Consider the following 19,789-nt stretch of genomic DNA (forward strand, 5'->3'; position numbering starts at 1 on the left):
TCTCCGCTGCGATTTCCGCAGCCGCGAAACACGGCGAAGGCGGTTTTTCCATCTTCATCGATGAGGCGGCGAACCTCCTACGCAACAACGGTTTCCGCTCCGTCGTGCGGGAAATGTATCAGGAATACCGCAAGCTCAACGGGCTTGTCGGTCTGGCCTTTCAGGAGCCGGGTGCGCTGCTGGAGTTCGATGGCGCATCGGCCATGATCGAAAACGCGCAGACCTTGTTCTTTCTGCCGAACTCTCAAGCGAGGACCGAGAACCTTCAGCCCTTCAATCTGTCGCATGAGCAAATCGCCTTCATCAAAGGCGAAGGCGACATGAAGGGCGGGCGCCAGGTGCTCGTGGTGAAGCGCTTCGAGGCCGCGAATTTCAACGAAAGCACGATTTTGGACGTGGACCTGTCAGGCCTGGGTGACGCCTTGCGCTTCTACCGATCCGGACCTTCCGCGGTCAAGGAACTGGAACAAACCAAGCAGCAATGGGGTGACCAATGGCTCGCAAAACTCTGATTTCCGCATTTGCCGGCCTTATGCTGGCAACCAACCTTGTACCTCCGGCGCGGGCGGCGATGGCCGTCATCGACGTCAAGGGCATTGGCGAGATGCAAAAGCAGCTCGCCAACATGAAAGAGCAGCTTGGCACTTTGAAGAGCCAGCTGGATACGGCCAAGGAAAGCCTGTCGGTGGTTACGGATCAGCTGAAGGCGGTCCAGGAGGTCAAGGGCATTGCCGACGAGACCCTTTCGTCCATCGGTGAGATCGGCAATCTCTCCATCCCGTCTCTGAACTTCCAGTCGCTGGCCTCCAGCGTTTCCGGGGACATGGCCTGTCTCGTTCCCGACTACAAGCAGCTCATGCCGTCCATCAAATTTGACGAGGTGGACTTTGGCTCGATCTGTGAGCGGGGCAACGCTTACAAGTCCGGCCTGGTTGCCACCCCGGACTCTCTCACCGAAGGAAGCTGGGAAGAAAAAGCCAGCATTCAGAAATCCGTTCATGAAAACAGGATTGCGACGATCACGGACGCGACGGTCAAGGGGCTGGCGCAGTCGGACGAAGCCCATGAGACGGCTGTCAAAACCCTTGAGACGGCCCAGGAATACAAGAACGCAGGCCAGACAGCCGAGACCGTCAATGCGCGCCTGCAGGTTCTGATCGAGCTGGAAGTCGCTCAGCTCGTCGCAACTGCCCAGACCAATCAGATCCTCGCTCAGATGCTGAAGATTCAGGCCTCGGACGCCCTTAACAACGGTGTTCCCGTAATGAGCGAGATTGCCGAAGAGCGCAAATACAATGAAGAGGGAGCCGAATAACCATGGCGGAGACCTCCTGCAATATCTGCGCGATCTTCGAGGCTTATCAGAGCCACGCCGGATCGACCCTCGACACGCTAGTCACAGCAGTGCATGGGCCGTTTCAGGCGATCCTCTTGAGCCTCGTCGGCGGTTGGATCCTCTGGAGCGGTATTCAGGTCTTTCTGGGGACGCTGGATTTCGCCAGTGCCCTGAAACAGGCCATCTTCATGGTGCTTGGGTTCGGGGTCTACAAAGGCGTCGATGGCGGTTTGATCCAGACTGTGTTCGACGCGTCCGTCAATGTCATGGGCGGGCTTGCAAGCACTTTGATGGACGGTGGCGGCTCAGGTCTTTCAGGCCTCAGCGCGTTGCTGAAGGCGGTCGAAACCGGAATTGGTGGTGTCTTCAACATCGCCACCACAATCATGGGCGCGGGCGGTTATCTTCCTGCACCCAAGTATATTCTTTACGGCGTTGCGCTGCTCCTGCCTTACGTCATCCTGCTGGTTCTGTTCCTGGCGCACACGGCCGTTTCCCTCTTTCGCCTGACTGTGATCCTCGGAATGTCACCCTTCCTGGTTGGCATGGCAGCCTTCCCGTTTGGTCGCAATCTGATCGGCGCCGGTGTGCGGACAATCATCGGTTCTATCGTCACCATGCTCTGCGTCACGATGGTTTTTTCGCTGGTCATCGCCAGTGTCAAAGGTCTTGGCGTCACCGCTGACGCGCAGGTTGACCCAGAAGCCTACATCGACCTGACCAGCGGCAAATTTTTGCTTGCCATGATTATGGGCTGGCTTGGGGCCGCCCTGATCTCCGAAGCGGTCAATATTGCCGGTCAGGTTTCCAGTTCGGTGCTTGGAACCGTGTCGGCCGGGATCATGTCAGCCGGTGCCATGCGCGGCGCGGCCATGGGGGGCTCCGCAGCCAGATCCGGTGCCGGTGCCATGGGCAAGGTTGGTGGCTACTTGCACAAGAAGACGTGGGGGAAGGCCCCCGGCGGGATCATCGATTCCAGCAAGTCTTAAGTACCGCATCGCCTTTCCTCTCCTCCAATTCTCTCAAAGGTCTTCCTCCATGAAACACCTCAGACTCGCCCTGTGCCTTGGTTGGCTGGTTTCCGGCTGCGCCCAGGTGGAAATGCCGATTGAACCCGATGGCATCGACAAGATGCGCAAGTCGCCCTGCGCCTGCGCGGAAATCGAGTTCGAACCGCGTTCCTTTGAATGGGTGGAGGCCGCCTGATGGCTTTCATTTCTCGTTCCAAGTCCCATGCGGCGACGGTTCCGGAGGTCAAGCCGGAGCCGAAGCACGCCAACATCCTTCAAGCGGATCCGTTTGCCTACAAGACCGCTCACCGGCGCATGGCCTGGCTGTTGCGCCTGTCGGTTGGAACGAATGTCGCGCTGGCAATCTGTGTGGTGGCAAGCATCCAGGCCCTTGTGTCGCTCGTACCGCTCAAGGAGACTGAAATCGCGCTTCTGCGTGCCGATCCGAGCGATGATCGGATCTATCGTGTCGAACCGATTTCCATGGAAGTCGATGGCTTCGAGCTGATGCTCGAAAAGCTTGCCCGGCGTTATGTGCACCAGATCCTCACCATTGACGACACCACCCAGAACACCCGTTTCAAGGAAGTCCGCACGTACTCCGATCCGGACTTCTTCAATGACTATGTGAAGACCAACAAAACGGTCATCGAAGAAGCGATCAAAGACGGCCTCAACCGCTCGATCACGATCAAGGGTGCCTATCAGGTCGATGCCTACGATGGCGTCTACCTCTATGTCGTCGAATTTCTTCAGACAGACAGGATCGGCCGCGAAAAGCCGAAGCGCCGCCATCTGCGCGCCTTCCTGGAAATGACCCCACGCCCCCATGACGTCCTTGCAGCCGAGCGGTTCGAGAACCCGCTTGGAATCCGCGTCCTCGGCATGTCCATCAAGGAGCAAGCTTCCAAATGATTTTCCGATTTTCTGTTCTTTTCGCCGCCGTTGCCATTACTGGAGCTGCCCACGCACAAACGCCTCTCGGTCAAGGTCCGGCAACGCCCGGCAGCGTCGCTACGAACACAACCCCGACGCAGCGGGTTGCTGCGGCTAACTCGGTTGTCAACTCAACGCTTCCTGTCGGTTCCGTGCCGCAGGCGCAAGCCCAGGCGGCCGGAAACTTCGGGCCCCTCGCCCGCCCTGACAGCATCGGCGGCCAGATCCAGGAAGCCTGGTCCCGCCCCGGCAAAAAACAGGGCATCCACGTCCAGAATTTCTGCGGCGATTGCGTCTACAAAGTCCGCCTCAGGCAATACATGGTCAGCGCGATCCAGTTGCCGAAGGGTGTCAAGATCAAGTCGGCCGACCTCGGAGATAGCTCCCGCTTCGAGGTCAAAAAACGCTCGGACAACACGCTGGCGGTAAAGCCGACGGGTGCAGGCGTGGACAGTTCCATGCTGGTCTACACCGACGATGGCGATGTCTACTCCTTCTATCTTCGCGCGGAAGGCATCAATTCCAAATCCGTCCCGGATGTTTCCTTTCGGATTGTGGGTCCGCAAAGCGCCGGCATGTCCTTTGTCGAGTTTGACGGCAACGGCAATCCGCTCCCGAACGGCAATGCGGCGGTTGCCAGTCATGGTTCGAAGGATTTTCTGCAAACCGCAAAGTTCGATCCGGGCGCGTTGCGCGGCTGGGATCAGTACAAGCTCTGGGGCGACAAAAAGCTCCGACCCGAGCAGGTGTTCCGGGACGATCACTTCACCTACATCCAGTTCGGAGACAAGTGGAACGATCTGGAATTGCCGACCGCCTATGTCGTGGTCGATGGCATTGACGAGCTGGTCAATACCCGCGTCCAGGGCACCACCTTCATTGTCGAAAGCACTCACCGCCTGATCACGCTCAAGTCCGGCCAGTCCTTCATGTGCATTCAGTACAAGGGAGGCAAGTGAGCATGGCCGTCTGCGAGATCCTTCTGGCGCTCGGCCTGACCTTTGGCGGGGCCTGCCAACCGGCGCCGGCTCAGCCACGTGGTCTGCCCGCCAGCGACCCGGCCGTCTTTTCTTACGAAAAGCCCGAACCTCCAAAACCTCCCGCGCAAGCGAAGGTGATCACCATGCCGCCGCTGATCATCGAAAAGGAAGTGATCAAGGAAGTCGAAAAGCCCGTTGTCGAAACCAGGGAAATCGTCCGGACACAGACGGTCACCAAATATATAGAGCCGCCGAAGGCGGTGCCGCGTCAGCCGACCGAATACGAGTTGATGCTGCAAACCGCTCTCAGAGAGCGGGCTGCCATGCAGTCGCAGCTTGCAAGCGCCGATATCACCGGGGATTTCTCTGACGCGGGCAATCGGCCGCCGGTTCATAACGCCAACCTGCCGTCCTTCCCGCCGCCGGAGGGCATCGATCCGGAGAATGACCGCTATTCAGCACCGCCGCGCTATTCGACCGGAGCAGTCGACAACACCCGTATTCTGACGGCCGATCGCTACATCACGGGCATTCTGGAAAGCGGCATCAACAGCCAGCTTGCCGACAACGGTTCCGTGGTTGTTCAGGTGAGCCGGGACGTCTACGGCTATCATGGCCGGACCAAGCTCGTTCCGAAGGGCTCGCGGATGATCTGCGAATATTCTTCCGTGGACAAGGTTGGTCAGACCCGTGTCGGGTTCTCTTGCAGCCGCATTCTGCTCGGGGAAAGCCGCGCCGAGATTTATCAGCTCAAAGCCCATATCGGCGATGCGCAGGGCTATGCCGGTCTTTCGGGCGAAGTGAACTCCCGCTTCTGGGAGAAATACGGCTCCGCCATCCTGACCACCGGCATCGGCACCGCCGTCGAGGCGGCTGTTTCCGGCTCCCAGCAAATCGATTCATCGAACTCCTACATTGTCGCCAATGGCCTGTCCGGTGCCAGCGAGAATATTGGAACCATCACGGCCGCCCTCCTGGAGGACACCGTGGATCTCAAGCCAGTCATCCGGATAGCCCAGGGCACCCGCGTACAGGTGCGCCCGAAGTTTGACTGGTACCTCGCCGACCCTCCCCAAAATTAAGGAGATTGGAATGCGATACGCAAAGTATCTGTATTGCGGGTTGCTGGCAGTTTGGCTGGCAGTTCCTCCGGTTGCGGCACACGCCCAAACAGCGGTTTCTCCGCTGTCCGGAACTGTGTCAGCATCGGAATCGACAACCGGTGACACCGAGGTGCTCATCAAAGAGGATCTGTTCACCGTGTCGCCGGCGCTGGAAACAGAGTTGTCTGCCGATAGTGCCGTACCGGTCCAACTGCAATTCAACGCTCAGCCGAATACGACCGAGGTCGTTGATATCAGTGGGATCACTGCCGAGGGCTTCACCCGCAAAGTCAGCGTCAACGGTGAGGAAATCGCTCAGGTGGTTGTCACGCGGCTGAAGAAAGACACCGACTTTGTCGATCTGGAAGCCGATAAATTCACCAGCCAGTTCGGAGTTGAAAGCAACCGCCTCCTGCCGACCACGGCTATTTCCGTGAACGGGGATGAAGCCGAGTTTGTTCAGGCCGTCGCCCGGCTTTCTGCGAGCGAAGAGACCGAACCCGAAGAGGAGCTTGAAGACAAGGAAAATACTGTCGAGGACGATACGGACGTTGACGAAGCCGGCGGCAGTGAGAACCCGATTGCCGAAGGTTACGAAACGCCTGAACGGCTTGCTAAAGAGGAAGAGGAGCCGGAAGAAGAGCGCGAGCCGAACATGACGATCAATGTTTCGATCGATGGCTGCGAGCCGCAGATCGATCTGGCGAATGGCATCGTGCGCCAGACCGCCAAAACGGAAACGCTCGAGGACGGTATTGTCACCGAGACCGAGGCCTGTTCGCCAAACGGCATTGTCTGGAACATCCAGCGCAATTACGAGGCCTGCGAGGATCTGGTTGACGAGGCCGCACTTCTTGCCCGCCCGCAATATGCGTCCTTTTACAATGACGACAAGGGCGCGCGTTACGACCTGGCCGCCTGTCAGCCGGATCAGTCGATCTCGTTTGCCATCTCGGAATCGCGCGATGAATGCAAACCGAATGTCGATATTGAAGGCGAAGAGGTCACGCTACTGACGCGTCTGACCTATCGGGACCGGACGGGCAAGGATGTCGCGGTCAGCGAATGCGCGCCTTCCAAGACCGTCTTCGAGATGGAGCGCGAATACGGCTCCTGTTCGGATGCGGTCGATCTGGAGGCGGGTATCGCCAATGCGCAATATACGCTTTCCTACACGGACGAGAAGGCAAGCCGCCAGAAGGTCAGCGAATGCATGCCTGACGAAGAACAGGCGTTCAAGATCGAGGAGAAACAGAACTGCACGTTCGATTTTGACCTTGAGAACGGCGAGGCCATCGTCAACACCTCGCTCATCTACACCAACGGGGACAAGGTTGAAGTCAGCGTGCGTGAATGCGCGCCTTCGGAAACCATCGAACCGATCCAGATGACGGCCGAGCCGAACGGCTGTTCCATGCGGCACGATTTCGGAACGGGCGTTTCCACGGAAATGGCGATGTGGACCTATGAGTACGAGGGTCAGCTCTTCCAGGCTTCCCCGTGCATCACCACGGAGACCACCTACACGCATAATCGTGTGTTCGACAAAAACGGCATCGACGTGTGCACGCCGATTGTCGATATGGCGAGCGGCAAGGCGGTCAGGCAGTACCGTACCGAGATCACGGTGAATGGAAGTTCGGATGTGATCGCGGGCTGCCAGCCGGATGAAGCGAACATGCTTGGCATCTATTCGACGGTGAACGGCTGCGACGATCCAGCATCCTTCGATCACGATCTTGCCGCTGGTCTCTCCTACGGTCTGGAGCGCTACTATTATGACGTTCCCGGCCGTGGCAGAACTTATGTCACCGCATGCCAGCGGAACGATCAGAAGTTCACCCACTCCGTCGCTCCAAACGGCTGGAAATACAACGATGCCAAGCTGCGCGCGCAGCAGCTCGTTGACGTTTCCATCAAGGTGAACGCCAAAGCCTTCAAGATAGCAACGTCCTACCTTCAGCCGGGTACGTCCGAGATCGCCTATACCTTCGTTCGCAACCAGGACAGCCCAGACTACTCCCGGAAGTACTATAACGGTTGCACCGAGATGGTTCCGACCAAACGGACGAAGATCTACACGCGTCCGGACGGGTCCAGCTACTCTAGGGCATCCGGGGACGGCACGACGCTGAACAATGGTGACAAGTGTCAGCGCAGCACGGAAACGCGCAAGCTGAATAACTTGAAAGTTAATGTTGCGGTCAAGGGCTACACGGCTCGCATCCGGGATGGTTCCGGCAATATTTTCTATGCCAGCAACGGGTGCGGTTCGGGGGGCAAGACCTTCTCCGGCAAGGGCCCGTATTCGGTGATCAGCCAGAGCGGCCCCGCGTCCGGCTGTCGGCATCCCGACAACAAGGTAAAATATTACCATCGTATCGATGAGCGCACGAAGGTCGTCTATCCGGACGGCAAGGTGACCTATTCGTCCTGGAAAACGGTCCGCTGGGAAACCTGACGGTTTTCTGAAACTTGCAGGGACCTGGCCGTGCCCGGGCCCCTGCCCTTTTTCCCCCCTTCCCCGAATTCCAGTTTCGAAAGGTCGAACCCATGTCTCAGGTCCTCCTTGAAAAAATCCTCGCGCCGCTGTCCCGGCATTATGCCGCGCCCGATGTCGTTGAGGTCCGGACCAAGGCTCCGGGCAAGCTGATCGTGGAGCGCCGCGATCTGAAAAACCGAATTGCCGAAGTCGACGAACCGGCTCTGACGCTGCACCGGATCAAAACCATCTGCCGGGCTCTGGCGAACATGAAAGGCTTGGAATTCGACCCCACGGCAAAGCCGCAGCTTTCCACGATCTTGCCTGGCGGTCACCGCTTTGAATGCCTGATCGGCAATTCGGTTGTCTCCGGCCTGTCACTGGCGATCCGCTGCAAGCATCCGCACAAGATCACACTGGACGACATGGGTCTGTCCGCCGGCATGATCGCCTATCTCAAATCCGCCCTCGATCAGCAGCGCAATATCGCCATTTCCGGATCGACCAATACCGGCAAGACCACGCTGCTCAACAATCTCCTATCCTATCTTCCGGATGACCGGCGCGTTGTCAGCGCGGAAGATACGCCCGAGCTCGAAGTCAGCCGGTTCTATAACGGAGTTTCCTTGCTGGCGGCCCGGGACACCGCCCAGGGCGCAGGGCTTAGAACCTGGCAGCAGCTCTACGATCACAAGATGCGCATCTCCCCGGACAATATCCTGTTCGGGGAAATCTCCACGCAAAATGCCTTCGCCGCGCTCAATGTTCTCAACACTGGCGCGCGCGGCTGGATGTGCACCGTGCATGCCGAAAGTGCCGAGCTGGTCCCCGCACGATTCCAGGAGAACATCAATGCGGCTGGTCAGACCTTGCCCGACGCAGAGACGTTCATGCGTCGTCTTGTCGATCTGGTGGTCCACATCAAACGCGATCCAAAAGGCCAGCGCTTTATCTCCGATATCTACGAGATGAAGAATGATCTTTATGTGCTGCGCGACCGCCAGCCCATGAGCGTCGAGGCTGCGTGATCTGCCATGCATCTGATGCGTTTCTTCGCCGTTCTGGCATGTGTGGTCCTTGTCGGTGTGACGCTGACCGGGTGGCATTATTATCTGGGCTTTAACCCGCTTCAGCCCGATTGGTGGAAGTGGCTTCGAGCCTTCTGGCTTGAGACTGGCGGGTTCCCGCCGGAGATCCTGCGGCCGGCCTATGGCGGCTTTGGGGCTTTCCTTGCGCTTATGCTGACAGGCGCCATCGTTGCAAGTGGCGCCAGGTCCGAGACGATCTTCGGTGGCCGGAAGCAGAAGGATATCCACGGCACGGCTCGATGGGCTGAAACCCGGGATGTGAAAGAAAGCGGTCTTCTTTCGGAGACCGGCGTTGTCGTCGGTGGCTGGCCGACGCGAAAAGGCGTCAAGATGCTGCGCCACGATGGTCCGGAGCATGTGTTGGCTTTTGCCCCTACCCGCTCCGGTAAGGGTGTCGGCCTCGTGTTGCCAACCCTGCTCTCCTGGGAGGATTCTGCGCTCGTCCTCGACATCAAGGGTGAGAACTACGCCTTGACCGCCGGCTGGCGCGCGGGCCAGGGCCAGCGGATCTATCGTTTCGATCCGGCTGCGGATCGCGGATCGGTCAAATACAATCCCCTGGCCGAGGTCCGGATCGGGACCGATCACGAGATCGCTGACTGCCAGAACATCGCCATCATGATCATCGATCCGGACGGCACCGGCCTGAAGGATTTCTGGATGCAGGAAGGTTACGGCTGGCTCTGCACCGCGATCCTGCATGTCCTTTACCGGATCAAAAAATCAGAAAACCGCACTGCGACGCTCGCAGACGTACGCGCCTTCATGTCGATCGGTGATGACGAGGACCCCAAATCCATCAGCGAACAGGCCGTCGCCGCTGCTGCGAAAGCCGCGTTCAAACAGAAGGATGGCGAGGAAGACGACAGTTTCGACCGGCTTCTGAAGGATATGGAGCGCTATGAGCACGGCCGGGAAGTCGTGAATGACGAGGTGCGGCTCGGTGCGGCCCGCATGCGCAAACGCTCTTCCAACGAGCGCTCCGGGGTGCACTCCACCGGCACGTCTCAGCTTGCGCTTTACAGCGACCCGATTGTGGCCCGCAACATATCGGAATCCGATTTCCGCATCACCGACCTGATGAACGGCGACAAGCCGGCAACCCTCTATATCGTCATCCCCCCTTCTGACATTGCCCGCTTGCGGCCCTTGGTGCGGATCCTGCTCAACCAGTTCCTCACCCGCCTTACCTCTCACATGGCATTCGAGGGCGGCCGGTCCGTCAAGCATTATCAATTCCGCATGCTCTTGATGCTCGACGAGTTTACGTCAGTCGGCAAGCTGGAGATTTTTGAGAAGGCGATTGCCTTCATGGCGGGCTACGGCCTCAAGGCCTTCGTGATCGTTCAGGACCTCACGCAGCTCCAGAAAGCTTATGGCCGCGAACAGTCGATTGTTTCCAACTGCCATGTCCGGATCGCCTACGCGCCGAACACGATGGAAACGGCCCGGGTTCTGTCGGACATGGCCGGTAAGACCACGCTGGTTCAGAAAAAGACCTCAGCCAGCCACACCACCGGGAAAATCGGGACGAACTATTCCGAAACCTTGATGGAGGTGGCCCGGCCGCTTCTGACCCCGGATGAATGCATGTCATTGCCGGGGATCCAGACTGGCGCCGGCGGCAAGGTCACCCGTGCCGGTGACATGCTGATCTTCGTGGCCGGCCGCCCGGCGATCTATGGCCGCCAGGTCCTCTACTTCCAGGACAAGGATCTTCAGGCCCGCGCCGAGGTCCAGATCCCCTCCCCGAACTCCACTTCTTCTCTTCCGTCGTCCAACCAAAAGATGGCTTCCCCTTCCCTGCCGTCTAACCAAAAGGCCGCATCATGAAGATCAGCGAAGCCATTCAGATCCTTCTCACGATTCATGAGGAGTTCGGCGACCTGGACATCACGGGAGGCACGCTCGCGAGTGACACACCTCTGCGCCGGATTTCCGTCACCGACACAGCCGGACGTGAACTTTGGCCCCGAGGCCCCATGCCCGTTACCGGGCAACGTGAGGTTGACGGTGTTTTTCTGGACTGAGTGTCCCCCCCTTCTCCCCAGCAACAAGGAGTGAATGATCATGAAATGTACCCTTGCCACCGAGCCGCTCACGGATGATCCGGAACGTGCAGAGCTCCTGATGGAGCTGGTTATTGCGTCGTTCCCAAGGGAGCAGCTTCCCACGGCAACCTTGCTGGAAGTGGCGGAACACTATGTGCGCCACGCCTTTCCCGATGCTGGTCCGGATCGCCGGACCAATCTTATCGCCTGCATCGAAGAAGCCAACGAGATCCGGCAAAGCCTCTACTCCGGCAGAACCCGGGCGGCGTGACACAGTCGAACGCCTCCTTCCAGATCACTCTCTTTCATATGGAGTCTCCAGACATGGCCGACGCCAAACCCATCGAGAAAACCTATCTCTCCGTTCCCTATGAACAGCGCGAGGCGGCCAAGGCGGCCGGCGCGTTCTGGGACAATAAGCAGAAGGCCTGGTTTGCCAGGGGCACGGATGTGCCGGACTCGCTGAAACCGTTCTTGGCCGAAAATCAGCCGGAGCCGTCGCGCGAGGATCCGCGCACCGCCTTTGGAAAATTCCTGCGTGACAACGGCGCCGAGCTGCAGGGTCTGCCGGAAATGGACGGCAAGTGGCACCGCATTGCCCTTGCCGGCGATGGCAAGGAGACCAATGCCAGTTATCGCGGCTTCCTGGATGGCGTTCCGAACGGTCAGTTCAAGAACTTCAAGGGCGAGGACGTTCCCCTACAATGGACCGGAACGGGCGATGCCTTAACTGCTGAAGAAAAGCAGAAGCTGACAGCCGAGGCCGCACAAAACCGCGAGATTCGTGAGCGGGAGCGAGCGAAAGAACAGCAGGCGACCGCCAAACGCGCCTTCGGCATCTGGACCAACCTGAGCACCTGGGCCACGCCGGACAATTGTCCATACCTCGGCAGAAAGCAGGTCCGAGGTTACGGCGTGAAGCTGGCGGACGATGGCCGCATGGTAATCCCGCTACGCGATGACACCGGGAGGATCTGGTCTCTGCAGTTCGTCGGTGATGAAAAGACCTACCTGAAGCACGGCCGCAAGGATGGGCTCTATCACACCATCGATCCGAACAAGGAGCTGGAGAAGGATCGGGAGAAAAGCGACACACTGACCGTCATCGTCGGCGAAGGTTATGCCACAGGCGCCGACGTTCACAAGGCAACCAACCTGCCGACCTTTGTTGCCTTTGACGGCGACAACCTGGTCGCCACGGCCAAGGCGGTTCGGGAAAAGTACCCCGCCGCCAACATCCTGATTGCCGCTGATGACGATCATCATCTCCCGAACAAAATTCCGCCCCTGCCGAACAAGGGGTTGAAATGTGCACAGCGGGCCGCCGAAGCCGTTGGCGGCAAGGTGCTCGCGCCCTCATTCACGGCTTCAGAGAAAGACCGCGGCGCGACCGACTGGAACGACCTGAAGCAGCTCCGCGGTGAAAAAGGTCTGCTTACGGCCCTCAGAGACTCCTTTGCACTCATGCAGCGGGAACACGCTCGCGGCAAGGACAAGGGGCTTGGGCGCGAGCTGGAGAGGTCGCGGTGAAGAAGCCAAAACGCCTGCAGATCATCACCTATGCCAGTCCGGAGCTGCACGAGCGGATTACGTGCCACGCAAAGCGGACAAACCTGTCGGTGTCGCGTGTGGCCGAACGCATTCTCGAATCCGGGAAGTATCCGGATGTGAGCAATGCTCAAGCCATTCAGGATCTCCTGGCCGTCAATGCCGATCAGGCACGCCTTGGTAACCTGCTGCTGAAAGCCATTAACGAGACGGCAGACGGTCACCTTGTTCGCCAGATGCAATCGCTCTTGAAGGACGTTCGCAAGACGCAGACCGAGATCAAGGCGCGGGTCGCAAGGATCCGGCCATGATCGCGAAAAAGACCTCGATTAAACGGGCTCGCGGTGCTGCTGCCCTCGCAAAATACATCTCTGCCGCCAAGGAGAAGGGCGAGAAGCTGGAGGATTTCTGGCTCTCCAACTGCAACGCGGGCACAAAGATCGAGGATCTGGATATCGCCATCAAGGAAATGCAGGCAACGCAGAGCCGGAACCAGCGCAGCAAGTCGGATCCAAACTACCACCTCGTTGTCTCCTTCGCCGAGGGCGAGAAACCCGACATCAACGTCCTGAAGGACATCGAGACGGAATTCGCCAAGGCCCTCGGCCTGGAAGACCATCAGCGCGTGGTCGGCACCCACACCAACACCGAGAACTTCCACATGCACATCCAGTTCAACCTGGTTCACCCGGAAACTTTCCGGATGCACACCCCGTTCCGCGACTTCCAAATCCTGCAATCGACTGCGGCCATGCTGGAAAAGAAACACGGCCTGCAGGTGGTCAAGGGCCGCGACCAGGAGAACGAGCGCGACAACACCCGGGCTCGGGACAAGGAAGCCAACTCCTGGGAACAGTCCTTCTCCGGATACCTGAAGGAACACCGGGACGCTCTCTTGCAGATCAATCGCCGTTCCAATTCCTGGGAGGAATTGCATGACGGGTTCGCGCTCTACGGTGTCGAGCTGCGCAAACGCGGCAATGGTTTTGTGTTCCGGGACCGGGACACAGGCACGATGGAAAAGGCCAGCACTGTTGACCGCGATCTCTCTCGCAAAAAGCTGGAAGAAAAATACGGGCCGTTCGAACCGGACAAGAACCGGGACAATCGGAAAGCCAAAGAAAAATACCGCCGCCGTCCGCTCGATCCGCGTCTGGAACGGCATCCCGCTTGGGCGCGAATGACCAGCGGCCAGACCGGAAATCGCCTGTCCTGGCGCCGGTTCCTGGAACAACAGGCCGGTGTCGATGCCGAGGCCCGAGAGGCCCTGGAGCTCCAGAAATCATACCTCCAGATCATCTCCGGACAAGATCCGCAGAAGATCCGCACTCGTCAGATCAGGTCCCGGAAATCGAAAGGCATGTCCCGATGACCGCAATCCTTTCCCATAGCGGCCGCACCACCCGCCACACGCGGCCGCTCGCCTGGCGGGGACGCATCGAGCGCTCCCGCCAGGCACCTCATCACCCTGTTCTCCGTCACGCAACCCAATGCCAGCCCGAGGCAATCGTCATGAAACCAGCCATTGCAATCCCGTCTCTGAAAGCCTTCCTCGCCCTCGTCGTCATGACGGCCGGCCTGGTCGCCACCGTCGTGCTCTTACCGGTCATCATGCCGAACTTCGCCAGCCCGGTGTCGGCAACCAATATTGCCGCCAACATCTTCAGCGCCAAACGCGCCTGCATGCGCGCCGATGACGCCTCTGCCGACTTCTCCGCCTTCTGCGATGATAACTTTGCTGAGCTGAACCGGGGCTTCTACCTGAAGGCCCGCAATGAGATCGATGTTCCCGGCCGGTCGATCGCCGTTAATTCAGACCATCCCGTCAACCGCTTCTTCCAGATCGGCGCAAACGCCGACGAGATGTTCGGGTCCAGCAGCCAGATGCTCGAAAACCGCGTCGCTGCCTACACGCACGTCGAGTGCGCGATCAACGACGCCCAAGCCAAAGGCCTGGCCGGATTCAACGCCATCAAATGGACCTTCGATCCCGACATCAAACCCAACTGCCTCACCATCATCAAAATCGAATACGTCAAAAATTGAGAATGCCGGCGATCAGGTGCTGGAGGATTTGCTTGGTGTTAACTCAACCAAAGTCAAAGGCTAGACAGAATTTGCAACTCTTGATATTGGCCGCCTCTCCTTCCTGGAATGGGTCTTGCCTCTCGCTCCACACACTAACCAATTAGATTCCTAACGCTTTTCGGTTCTTCCTTTGTCTCAAACACACCATTCAGTAAGTCCGGCTGGTTCGTTCAGCTATCGTCCGGATACCCAATGCCTGAAAGCCCCTTTTTCGACAGGTGCGTGCTGTTCCGCGATTCCGATCATCTCACCTCATGCGGTGAAAAGATCGTGGCGGAATGGATCGCCGCAAACGAAACGCTCAACGCGTTGAGCGTCAAGACGGCCGCCGCCCCGAAGGGGTTTGAAGCAGGGTCATAAATGACCCTGCACACGCCGGCCCTCAACGACATCCGCCCCCAAAATCCAGAAATCGGAGAACCACGTGAAATCCAAGACCCTCGCAACAGTCGCAATCTTCTCGATCCTCGCTGCCTGTCAGCCAGAAATCCCTGAAGCATCAAATGAACAGTTGGCCGAGCTCCTGGGAGGGCCAGGCTCGGCTTATGATATGCCTCTAATCTCAATGAAGGCCGTTGAATGTCTGCAATTGATTTCCGGCCAGGCCGACGATGTTTTCAAAGACGCCCCGAAAGACCAGATCGCCTATTACAAAACAGGCTGCCGAAAAGAGCTCGACGAGCGCTTGCATGACACCTCCCGTAATCCGTTAGGTTTCAAAATAGAGCATTTCGAAAATCCGGATCTGGCTGAACGGGTCTCAAACGTGCGAGACGCCCAACAGAAAATCATCGCAGACAAAAAGAAAGAGGAAGAACGAGAGCGGTTGGTGGAAAAACAGAAAGAAGAACAAGAACGCGTACAACAAACAGCCAAAAGGCTCGCCGATGCGAAACGCGAGTCTAAAGAGCATGTTGCGTATGTCGAAATGTGGCTGGCCCAAATGGATGATAAATGTAACCAACTGAAACACCTGAATGATCAGCGCAAAGGTCAAAATATCTCTGTGCCTCTTACGATGACATCAAAGCTGCTCGGAAGTTGCCAAGATTACACCTTTAAAAATATCAGAGAAGACGCTCAAAAAACGTCCGAGAAAATTGCAGACCTGACCTACGATTCCGACCCAAATACTAGGTTGTTCATTCCTGATTTCGTCGTCGCAAGCAAAGACAGTTTGGATAAATACCAACTAGAAACAGACGAATTGTACGCAGAACTCAAAGCGATTTTGGACGAGAACGCAAACTAGAACCAAGCGCTGCTCCTATCTGTTCTGGTCGCGTCCTACCGGACCACGCTCTCTTCCGCCGCTGTGCGGCCTCCACCGAGCCAAACCCGATTTCTGCCGGGACTATCTAGCGCCGACAAAAGTCTCAACGAGCCTTCCGCCGGCAAGATAGTCCATCGGCCGAAACCGCCTTTGTCTCGGCCCATTCGGGGAACGATCGTTCGCGCTGAATCTGCTTTGCAGATATCTGCCTGGCTGCGCCAGACATTGATTTGCTAGCGGGGCTCCGCCCCCGGCCGGTCAAGGATAAACCGCTGCGCGGCCGGAACGTCGGTCTCCCCATGCTCCGCGGCTGCACCTTGTGCGCACGGGGACACCCCTCCGCCTTTCCGGTCCCTGACCGCCCTCCCCCGTTTCCGACGACGCGGAAAATGAAACGAGCCAACCCGGCGAATTTCATGGAAACAGGAGCAAACCAAATGACCAAGACCGATACGAACCGCCTTGAAATTTCTTTCTCCAAGCTGGCGCTCGATCCGAAGAACGTCCGCAAGACCTACACGCAGGCAGGCATCGTTGAGCTTGCTGAAAGCATTGCCTCAGTTGGCGTTCTGCAGAACCTTGTCGTGCGCGAAGGCGAGAAAAAGGGAACCTACCTTGTGACCGCAGGCGGACGGCGGTTCCGGGCAATTGAGCACCTGATTTCCAACAAAAGAATGCCCGCATCCGTCAAGGTGACGTGCGTTCTCAGCGACGAGGCTGACGCAACCGAAATCAGCCTCGCCGAAAACATCATGCGCGAAGGCATGTCCCCGGCAGACGAGTTCCGGGCTTTCAAACAGATGGCCGACGATGGCAAGGCGGTCAGCGAAATCGCAACCCGTTTCGGCGCGACAGAGCTTGTCGTCACCAAGCGTCTCAAACTGGCCAATGTTTCCCCTCGCCTGTTCGAGATGTTCGAAAAGGGAGACATGGAACTTGCCCAATTGCAGGCGTTCACCGTCAGCGATGACCATGAAAAACAGGAACGGGTTTGGGATAACCTTTCACCTTATTATCGCAGCAGCCGCGATATTCGTCAGGCGCTGACCGATGGCAAAATTCCCGCGTCCGACAAACGCATCAAGTTCCTTGGCGGCCTCGATGCGGTCCGCGATGCGGGCGGCGCGGTGATCTGTGACCTCTTCGATACAGATGGCGGATATGCCGCAGACGCGGGTTTGATTGATAAACTTGTGGCCGAGAAGATCGACGCGCTCACCCTTCAAGTTGCTGGCGAAGGCTGGAAGTGGTGCCGCTACCAGCCGGAAATCGACTACATGGAAATGCAGAAATACGGTCGTATCTATCCCATGGCCCGCGATCTGTCCGACGAGGAACAGAAGCACCTCGAAACACTGGAAAACGCGGTTGAGACGACTGGAGATGTTTACGACCAGTCTGGAGACGAAGACGACCGGCTTGCCTTCGAAGCAGCGGAAAACGCTCTTGAGGACTTCCGCACTGCGTGGAAACCGGAGTTCAGCGACGAGCAGAAGGCAAAGGCCGGGGCAATCCTGTCGCTTGGCTATCATGGCGATCTGCGCATTGAGCGCGGCTTGATCGATCCGAAGGACGTGAAGGTGGCAGCACAAGCCTGCTCTGATACAGCGTCAGACGAAAAAGCCGGTTCCGATCACTCGAAAGCACTGGTCGCCGAGTTGACCGCTCGCAAGACCGCAGCGCTCCGTCTTGAGCTTGCCCAAAACCCGACCCTAGCCCTTGTTGTTAGCGTTCATTCCATGGCGATCAAGACGCTTTACGAGCACCGGGCAGCTTGGACCCATGGGGCGGTTGAAGTCTCACTCGACAGCGCCTGCCTTGAAACACACATCAAGGAGGCGGGCCAATGCGCCGACCTCGATGCAATTGAACGCGTCCGCGAAAGCTGGAAATCGGTTCTGCCTGTCGATCCGGCCGACCTTTGGGATTGGTGCATGGGTGTGTCGCAGGAAGACTTGCTTCGGCTGCAAGCTTTCCTTGTCGCCCAGACAATCAACGCTATCAGCCATGGCGACGGCTTCAACGGCGCGGGCGTGGATCACGGCAACCGGATCGGCGCGGCGCTCAACCTCGACATGGCCGATCACTTCCAGCCGACTGCCGAAACCTACTTCGCCCGCGTCAAGCACGATGCCATCCATGACAGTCTCGTGCAGGCCTGTGGCGAGGAAGCTGCCGCGCCCGTTCTCAAAATGAAGAAAAAGGAAGCCGCAGCCTATGCAGCCGAAAAAGTCGCCGAGACGCGTTGGGTGCCGAACATCATGACTTTCAAAGACGAAGCTCCTGCGTCCGAGGGAGTCGTTCAAGAGGCAGCGTAACGCTGCCCATTGAAGGGCTGCTCTGCGAAAGCTCCCGCAGGGCGGCCTTTCCCCTTCGGGGAAACCCCACCATCGAATACGGAGCCCCTTGCCTCCCGATCAAACGATAGCCGGTTGCGGACCCCTCTAAAGGAACCGGCTGAAGTTTGATAAGGGGCTTCACTCTGTCCCGGTCAAGTACATACCCCACTTGACCGGGCCAGCTCATTGAACGAAAGAGTCTTCCCATGATCGACAGCCTCAAATCGCTACTGCACATCGACGGATGGCAACCTATTGAAACAGCACCTAAAGACGGCACTCCTGTGCTGCTCTTGGAAGGCAACATTATCGGCCTCTTTTATTTTGGGACGGAGTCCGACTTTGTGAATGTTCGCGGGGAAGCCATGAAGCCGACTTGGATCGGAACAATCATCGTCAGTGATCTGGTGCACAACGAGACCGGCTGCAAGATGCTCAAGGTGTACGGCTCCGAGGCAACGCTTTGGATGCCGCTGCCCCCTGTTCCGGGAGCGGACCAGCCCTGACGGGCCGGGCTGATCCCTTGTTATTTTTTGCCGTCTGTTGAAATGTGGTTTGATGTGCAATCTCTACTCCCACACTTCGGCGCGGCAAGCCGTATTGGATTTCACCCGAGCCATGAAAGTTGCCGACACTATCGGCAACCTGGCACCGCAGCCGGGTATCTATCCGGACTATGCCGCTCCCATCGTCCGTAATATCGGTGACGACAGGGAATTGACCTTGGCACGTTGGGGAATGCCCTCACCGGCATTTGCACTGAAAGGCAAGTCGGCCGACAAGGGCGTGACAAACGTTCGCAACACTAAAAGCCCGCACTGGCGCCGCTGGCTCAGCATCGACCACCGTTGTGTCGTCCCGTTCAATTCCTTTTCCGAGTTCGATTTAAGGGCACGCGAACCCGTCTGGTTTTCCTTTAACGAAAACCGGCCTCTTGCGGTGTTTGCCGGTATCTGGACGAACTGGACCAGCGTACGAAAGGTGAAGGAAGGTGAGGTGACTGCCGATCTGTTCGGGTTCCTGACCTGCGAGCCAAATCGGGAAGTTGGCGCGATCCACCCCAAGGCCATGCCGGTTATTTTGACGGAACAGCAAGAAATCGAGACTTGGCTGTCCGCGCCCTGGGACGAAGCGAAAGAGCTTCAGCGTCCTCTTGCGGATGACACGCTCGATATTGTTGCGCGCGGCGGGCGTCAGGACGGCAAGGACTGACACGCGGACCAGCCCTGACGGGCCGGGTTGATCCTCGGCAGGGGCGTTGCCCCTACGGTGAGCGGCCCAGATCCTCCAAAGCAACAGGATCGTGCCGGCAGGCCGGCTCGACCCCGTTCCTTTTCCAGACCTGACCCGCTCCCCTACCCCTGGAACAATGACCGGCCAGGGCCGGACTTATCTTGCTGAAAGGGGCTCCGCCCCCGCCAGGTCAAGGATGAACCGCTGCGCGGCGATGGCAGGGGTATCCCCACGCTCCGCGGCTTCGCCTTGTGCGCGCGGGTGATCCCCTCCCCTGCCATGGTCCTTGACCCGGCTCCCCCGTTTCCGACGACGCGGAAAA

The 19,789-nt window shown here is 58.2% G+C and carries 20 protein-coding genes and 1 pseudogene; all 21 read left to right on the forward strand.

Features of this window, described 5'->3' with window-relative positions:
* Window positions 1-512 (forward strand): annotated as a pseudogene (locus tag ACYQ6M_RS29615) (VirB4 family type IV secretion system protein); the annotation flags it as partial.
* Window positions 494-1,315 (forward strand): hypothetical protein, encoded by an 822-nt coding sequence (locus ACYQ6M_RS29620; RefSeq protein ID WP_460077481.1) that lies wholly within the window; start codon window positions 494-496, stop codon window positions 1,313-1,315. The pseudogene ACYQ6M_RS29615 and the gene ACYQ6M_RS29620, both read left to right, overlap by 19 nt.
* A gap of 2 nt (window positions 1,316-1,317) precedes the next feature.
* The gene (locus ACYQ6M_RS29625; RefSeq protein ID WP_460077483.1) at window positions 1,318-2,325 is read left to right on the forward strand and encodes a type IV secretion system protein; all 1,008 of its coding nucleotides are present in this window, start codon (window positions 1,318-1,320) and stop codon (window positions 2,323-2,325) included.
* A gap of 49 nt (window positions 2,326-2,374) precedes the next feature.
* Entirely contained in the window at window positions 2,375-2,542 is a 168-nt protein-coding gene (locus tag ACYQ6M_RS29630) for a hypothetical protein (protein ID WP_460077485.1), read from the forward strand.
* Window positions 2,542-3,261: a VirB8/TrbF family protein gene (locus tag ACYQ6M_RS29635; RefSeq protein ID WP_162529974.1), complete on the forward strand. Its 720-nt coding sequence runs from the start codon at window positions 2,542-2,544 to the stop codon at window positions 3,259-3,261. Before ACYQ6M_RS29630 ends, ACYQ6M_RS29635 begins: the two co-directional genes overlap by 1 nt.
* Window positions 3,258-4,241, forward strand: a complete 984-nt coding sequence (locus ACYQ6M_RS29640; RefSeq protein ID WP_460077487.1) for a TrbG/VirB9 family P-type conjugative transfer protein — start codon at window positions 3,258-3,260, stop codon at window positions 4,239-4,241. The genes ACYQ6M_RS29635 and ACYQ6M_RS29640 overlap by 4 nt, the downstream gene beginning before the upstream one ends.
* A gap of 2 nt (window positions 4,242-4,243) precedes the next feature.
* Window positions 4,244-5,344 (forward strand): TraB/TrbI/VirB10 family type IV secretion system protein, encoded by a 1,101-nt coding sequence (locus ACYQ6M_RS29645; RefSeq protein ID WP_460077489.1) that lies wholly within the window; start codon window positions 4,244-4,246, stop codon window positions 5,342-5,344.
* 10 nt (window positions 5,345-5,354) lie between these two features.
* Window positions 5,355-7,826 carry a hypothetical protein gene (locus tag ACYQ6M_RS29650; protein ID WP_460077491.1) on the forward strand — a complete coding sequence of 824 codons (2,472 nt, stop codon included), beginning with the start codon at window positions 5,355-5,357 and terminating at the stop codon, window positions 7,824-7,826.
* 92 nt (window positions 7,827-7,918) lie between these two features.
* Window positions 7,919-8,875, forward strand: coding sequence for an ATPase, T2SS/T4P/T4SS family (locus tag ACYQ6M_RS29655; protein ID WP_460077493.1), 957 nt, complete (start codon window positions 7,919-7,921; stop codon window positions 8,873-8,875).
* A 6-nt stretch (window positions 8,876-8,881) separates the two neighbouring features.
* Window positions 8,882-10,768, forward strand: coding sequence for a type IV secretory system conjugative DNA transfer family protein (locus tag ACYQ6M_RS29660; protein ID WP_460077495.1), 1,887 nt, complete (start codon window positions 8,882-8,884; stop codon window positions 10,766-10,768).
* The gene (locus ACYQ6M_RS29665) at window positions 10,765-10,965 is read left to right on the forward strand and encodes a hypothetical protein (RefSeq protein ID WP_460077497.1); all 201 of its coding nucleotides are present in this window, start codon (window positions 10,765-10,767) and stop codon (window positions 10,963-10,965) included. The genes ACYQ6M_RS29660 and ACYQ6M_RS29665 overlap by 4 nt, the downstream gene beginning before the upstream one ends.
* 40 nt (window positions 10,966-11,005) lie before the next feature.
* Window positions 11,006-11,257, forward strand: a complete 252-nt coding sequence (locus ACYQ6M_RS29670; RefSeq protein WP_460077499.1) for a hypothetical protein — start codon at window positions 11,006-11,008, stop codon at window positions 11,255-11,257.
* Window positions 11,258-11,310: 53 nt separating this feature from the next.
* Window positions 11,311-12,516, forward strand: coding sequence for a DUF5710 domain-containing protein (locus tag ACYQ6M_RS29675; protein WP_460077501.1), 1,206 nt, complete (start codon window positions 11,311-11,313; stop codon window positions 12,514-12,516).
* A complete protein-coding gene (locus ACYQ6M_RS29680; RefSeq protein ID WP_460077503.1) occupies window positions 12,513-12,845 on the forward strand; it encodes a hypothetical protein in 333 nt (110 codons plus the stop codon). The genes ACYQ6M_RS29675 and ACYQ6M_RS29680 overlap by 4 nt, the downstream gene beginning before the upstream one ends.
* Window positions 12,842-13,906: a TraI/MobA(P) family conjugative relaxase gene (traI, locus tag ACYQ6M_RS29685; protein WP_460077505.1), complete on the forward strand. Its 1,065-nt coding sequence runs from the start codon at window positions 12,842-12,844 to the stop codon at window positions 13,904-13,906. The genes ACYQ6M_RS29680 and traI overlap by 4 nt, the downstream gene beginning before the upstream one ends.
* Window positions 13,903-14,580 (forward strand): hypothetical protein, encoded by a 678-nt coding sequence (locus ACYQ6M_RS29690; RefSeq protein ID WP_460077507.1) that lies wholly within the window; start codon window positions 13,903-13,905, stop codon window positions 14,578-14,580. The genes traI and ACYQ6M_RS29690 overlap by 4 nt, the downstream gene beginning before the upstream one ends.
* 234 nt (window positions 14,581-14,814) lie before the next feature.
* On the forward strand, window positions 14,815-14,982 hold the full coding sequence (locus ACYQ6M_RS29695; protein ID WP_460077508.1) for a hypothetical protein: 168 nt from the start codon (window positions 14,815-14,817) through the stop codon (window positions 14,980-14,982).
* Between the two features lie 64 nt (window positions 14,983-15,046).
* Entirely contained in the window at window positions 15,047-15,874 is an 828-nt protein-coding gene (locus ACYQ6M_RS29700; protein WP_460077510.1) for a hypothetical protein, read from the forward strand.
* Between the two features lie 458 nt (window positions 15,875-16,332).
* A complete protein-coding gene (locus ACYQ6M_RS29705) occupies window positions 16,333-18,213 on the forward strand; it encodes a ParB/RepB/Spo0J family partition protein (RefSeq protein WP_460077512.1) in 1,881 nt (626 codons plus the stop codon).
* Between the two features lie 227 nt (window positions 18,214-18,440).
* Window positions 18,441-18,740 (forward strand): hypothetical protein, encoded by a 300-nt coding sequence (locus ACYQ6M_RS29710; protein ID WP_460077514.1) that lies wholly within the window; start codon window positions 18,441-18,443, stop codon window positions 18,738-18,740.
* Window positions 18,741-18,792: 52 nt separating this feature from the next.
* A complete protein-coding gene (locus ACYQ6M_RS29715; protein ID WP_460077516.1) occupies window positions 18,793-19,446 on the forward strand; it encodes an SOS response-associated peptidase in 654 nt (217 codons plus the stop codon).
* The last annotated feature ends 343 nt before the right edge of the window (window positions 19,447-19,789 follow it).

It is taken from the genome of Roseibium sp. ROS1, assembly GCF_054658215.1.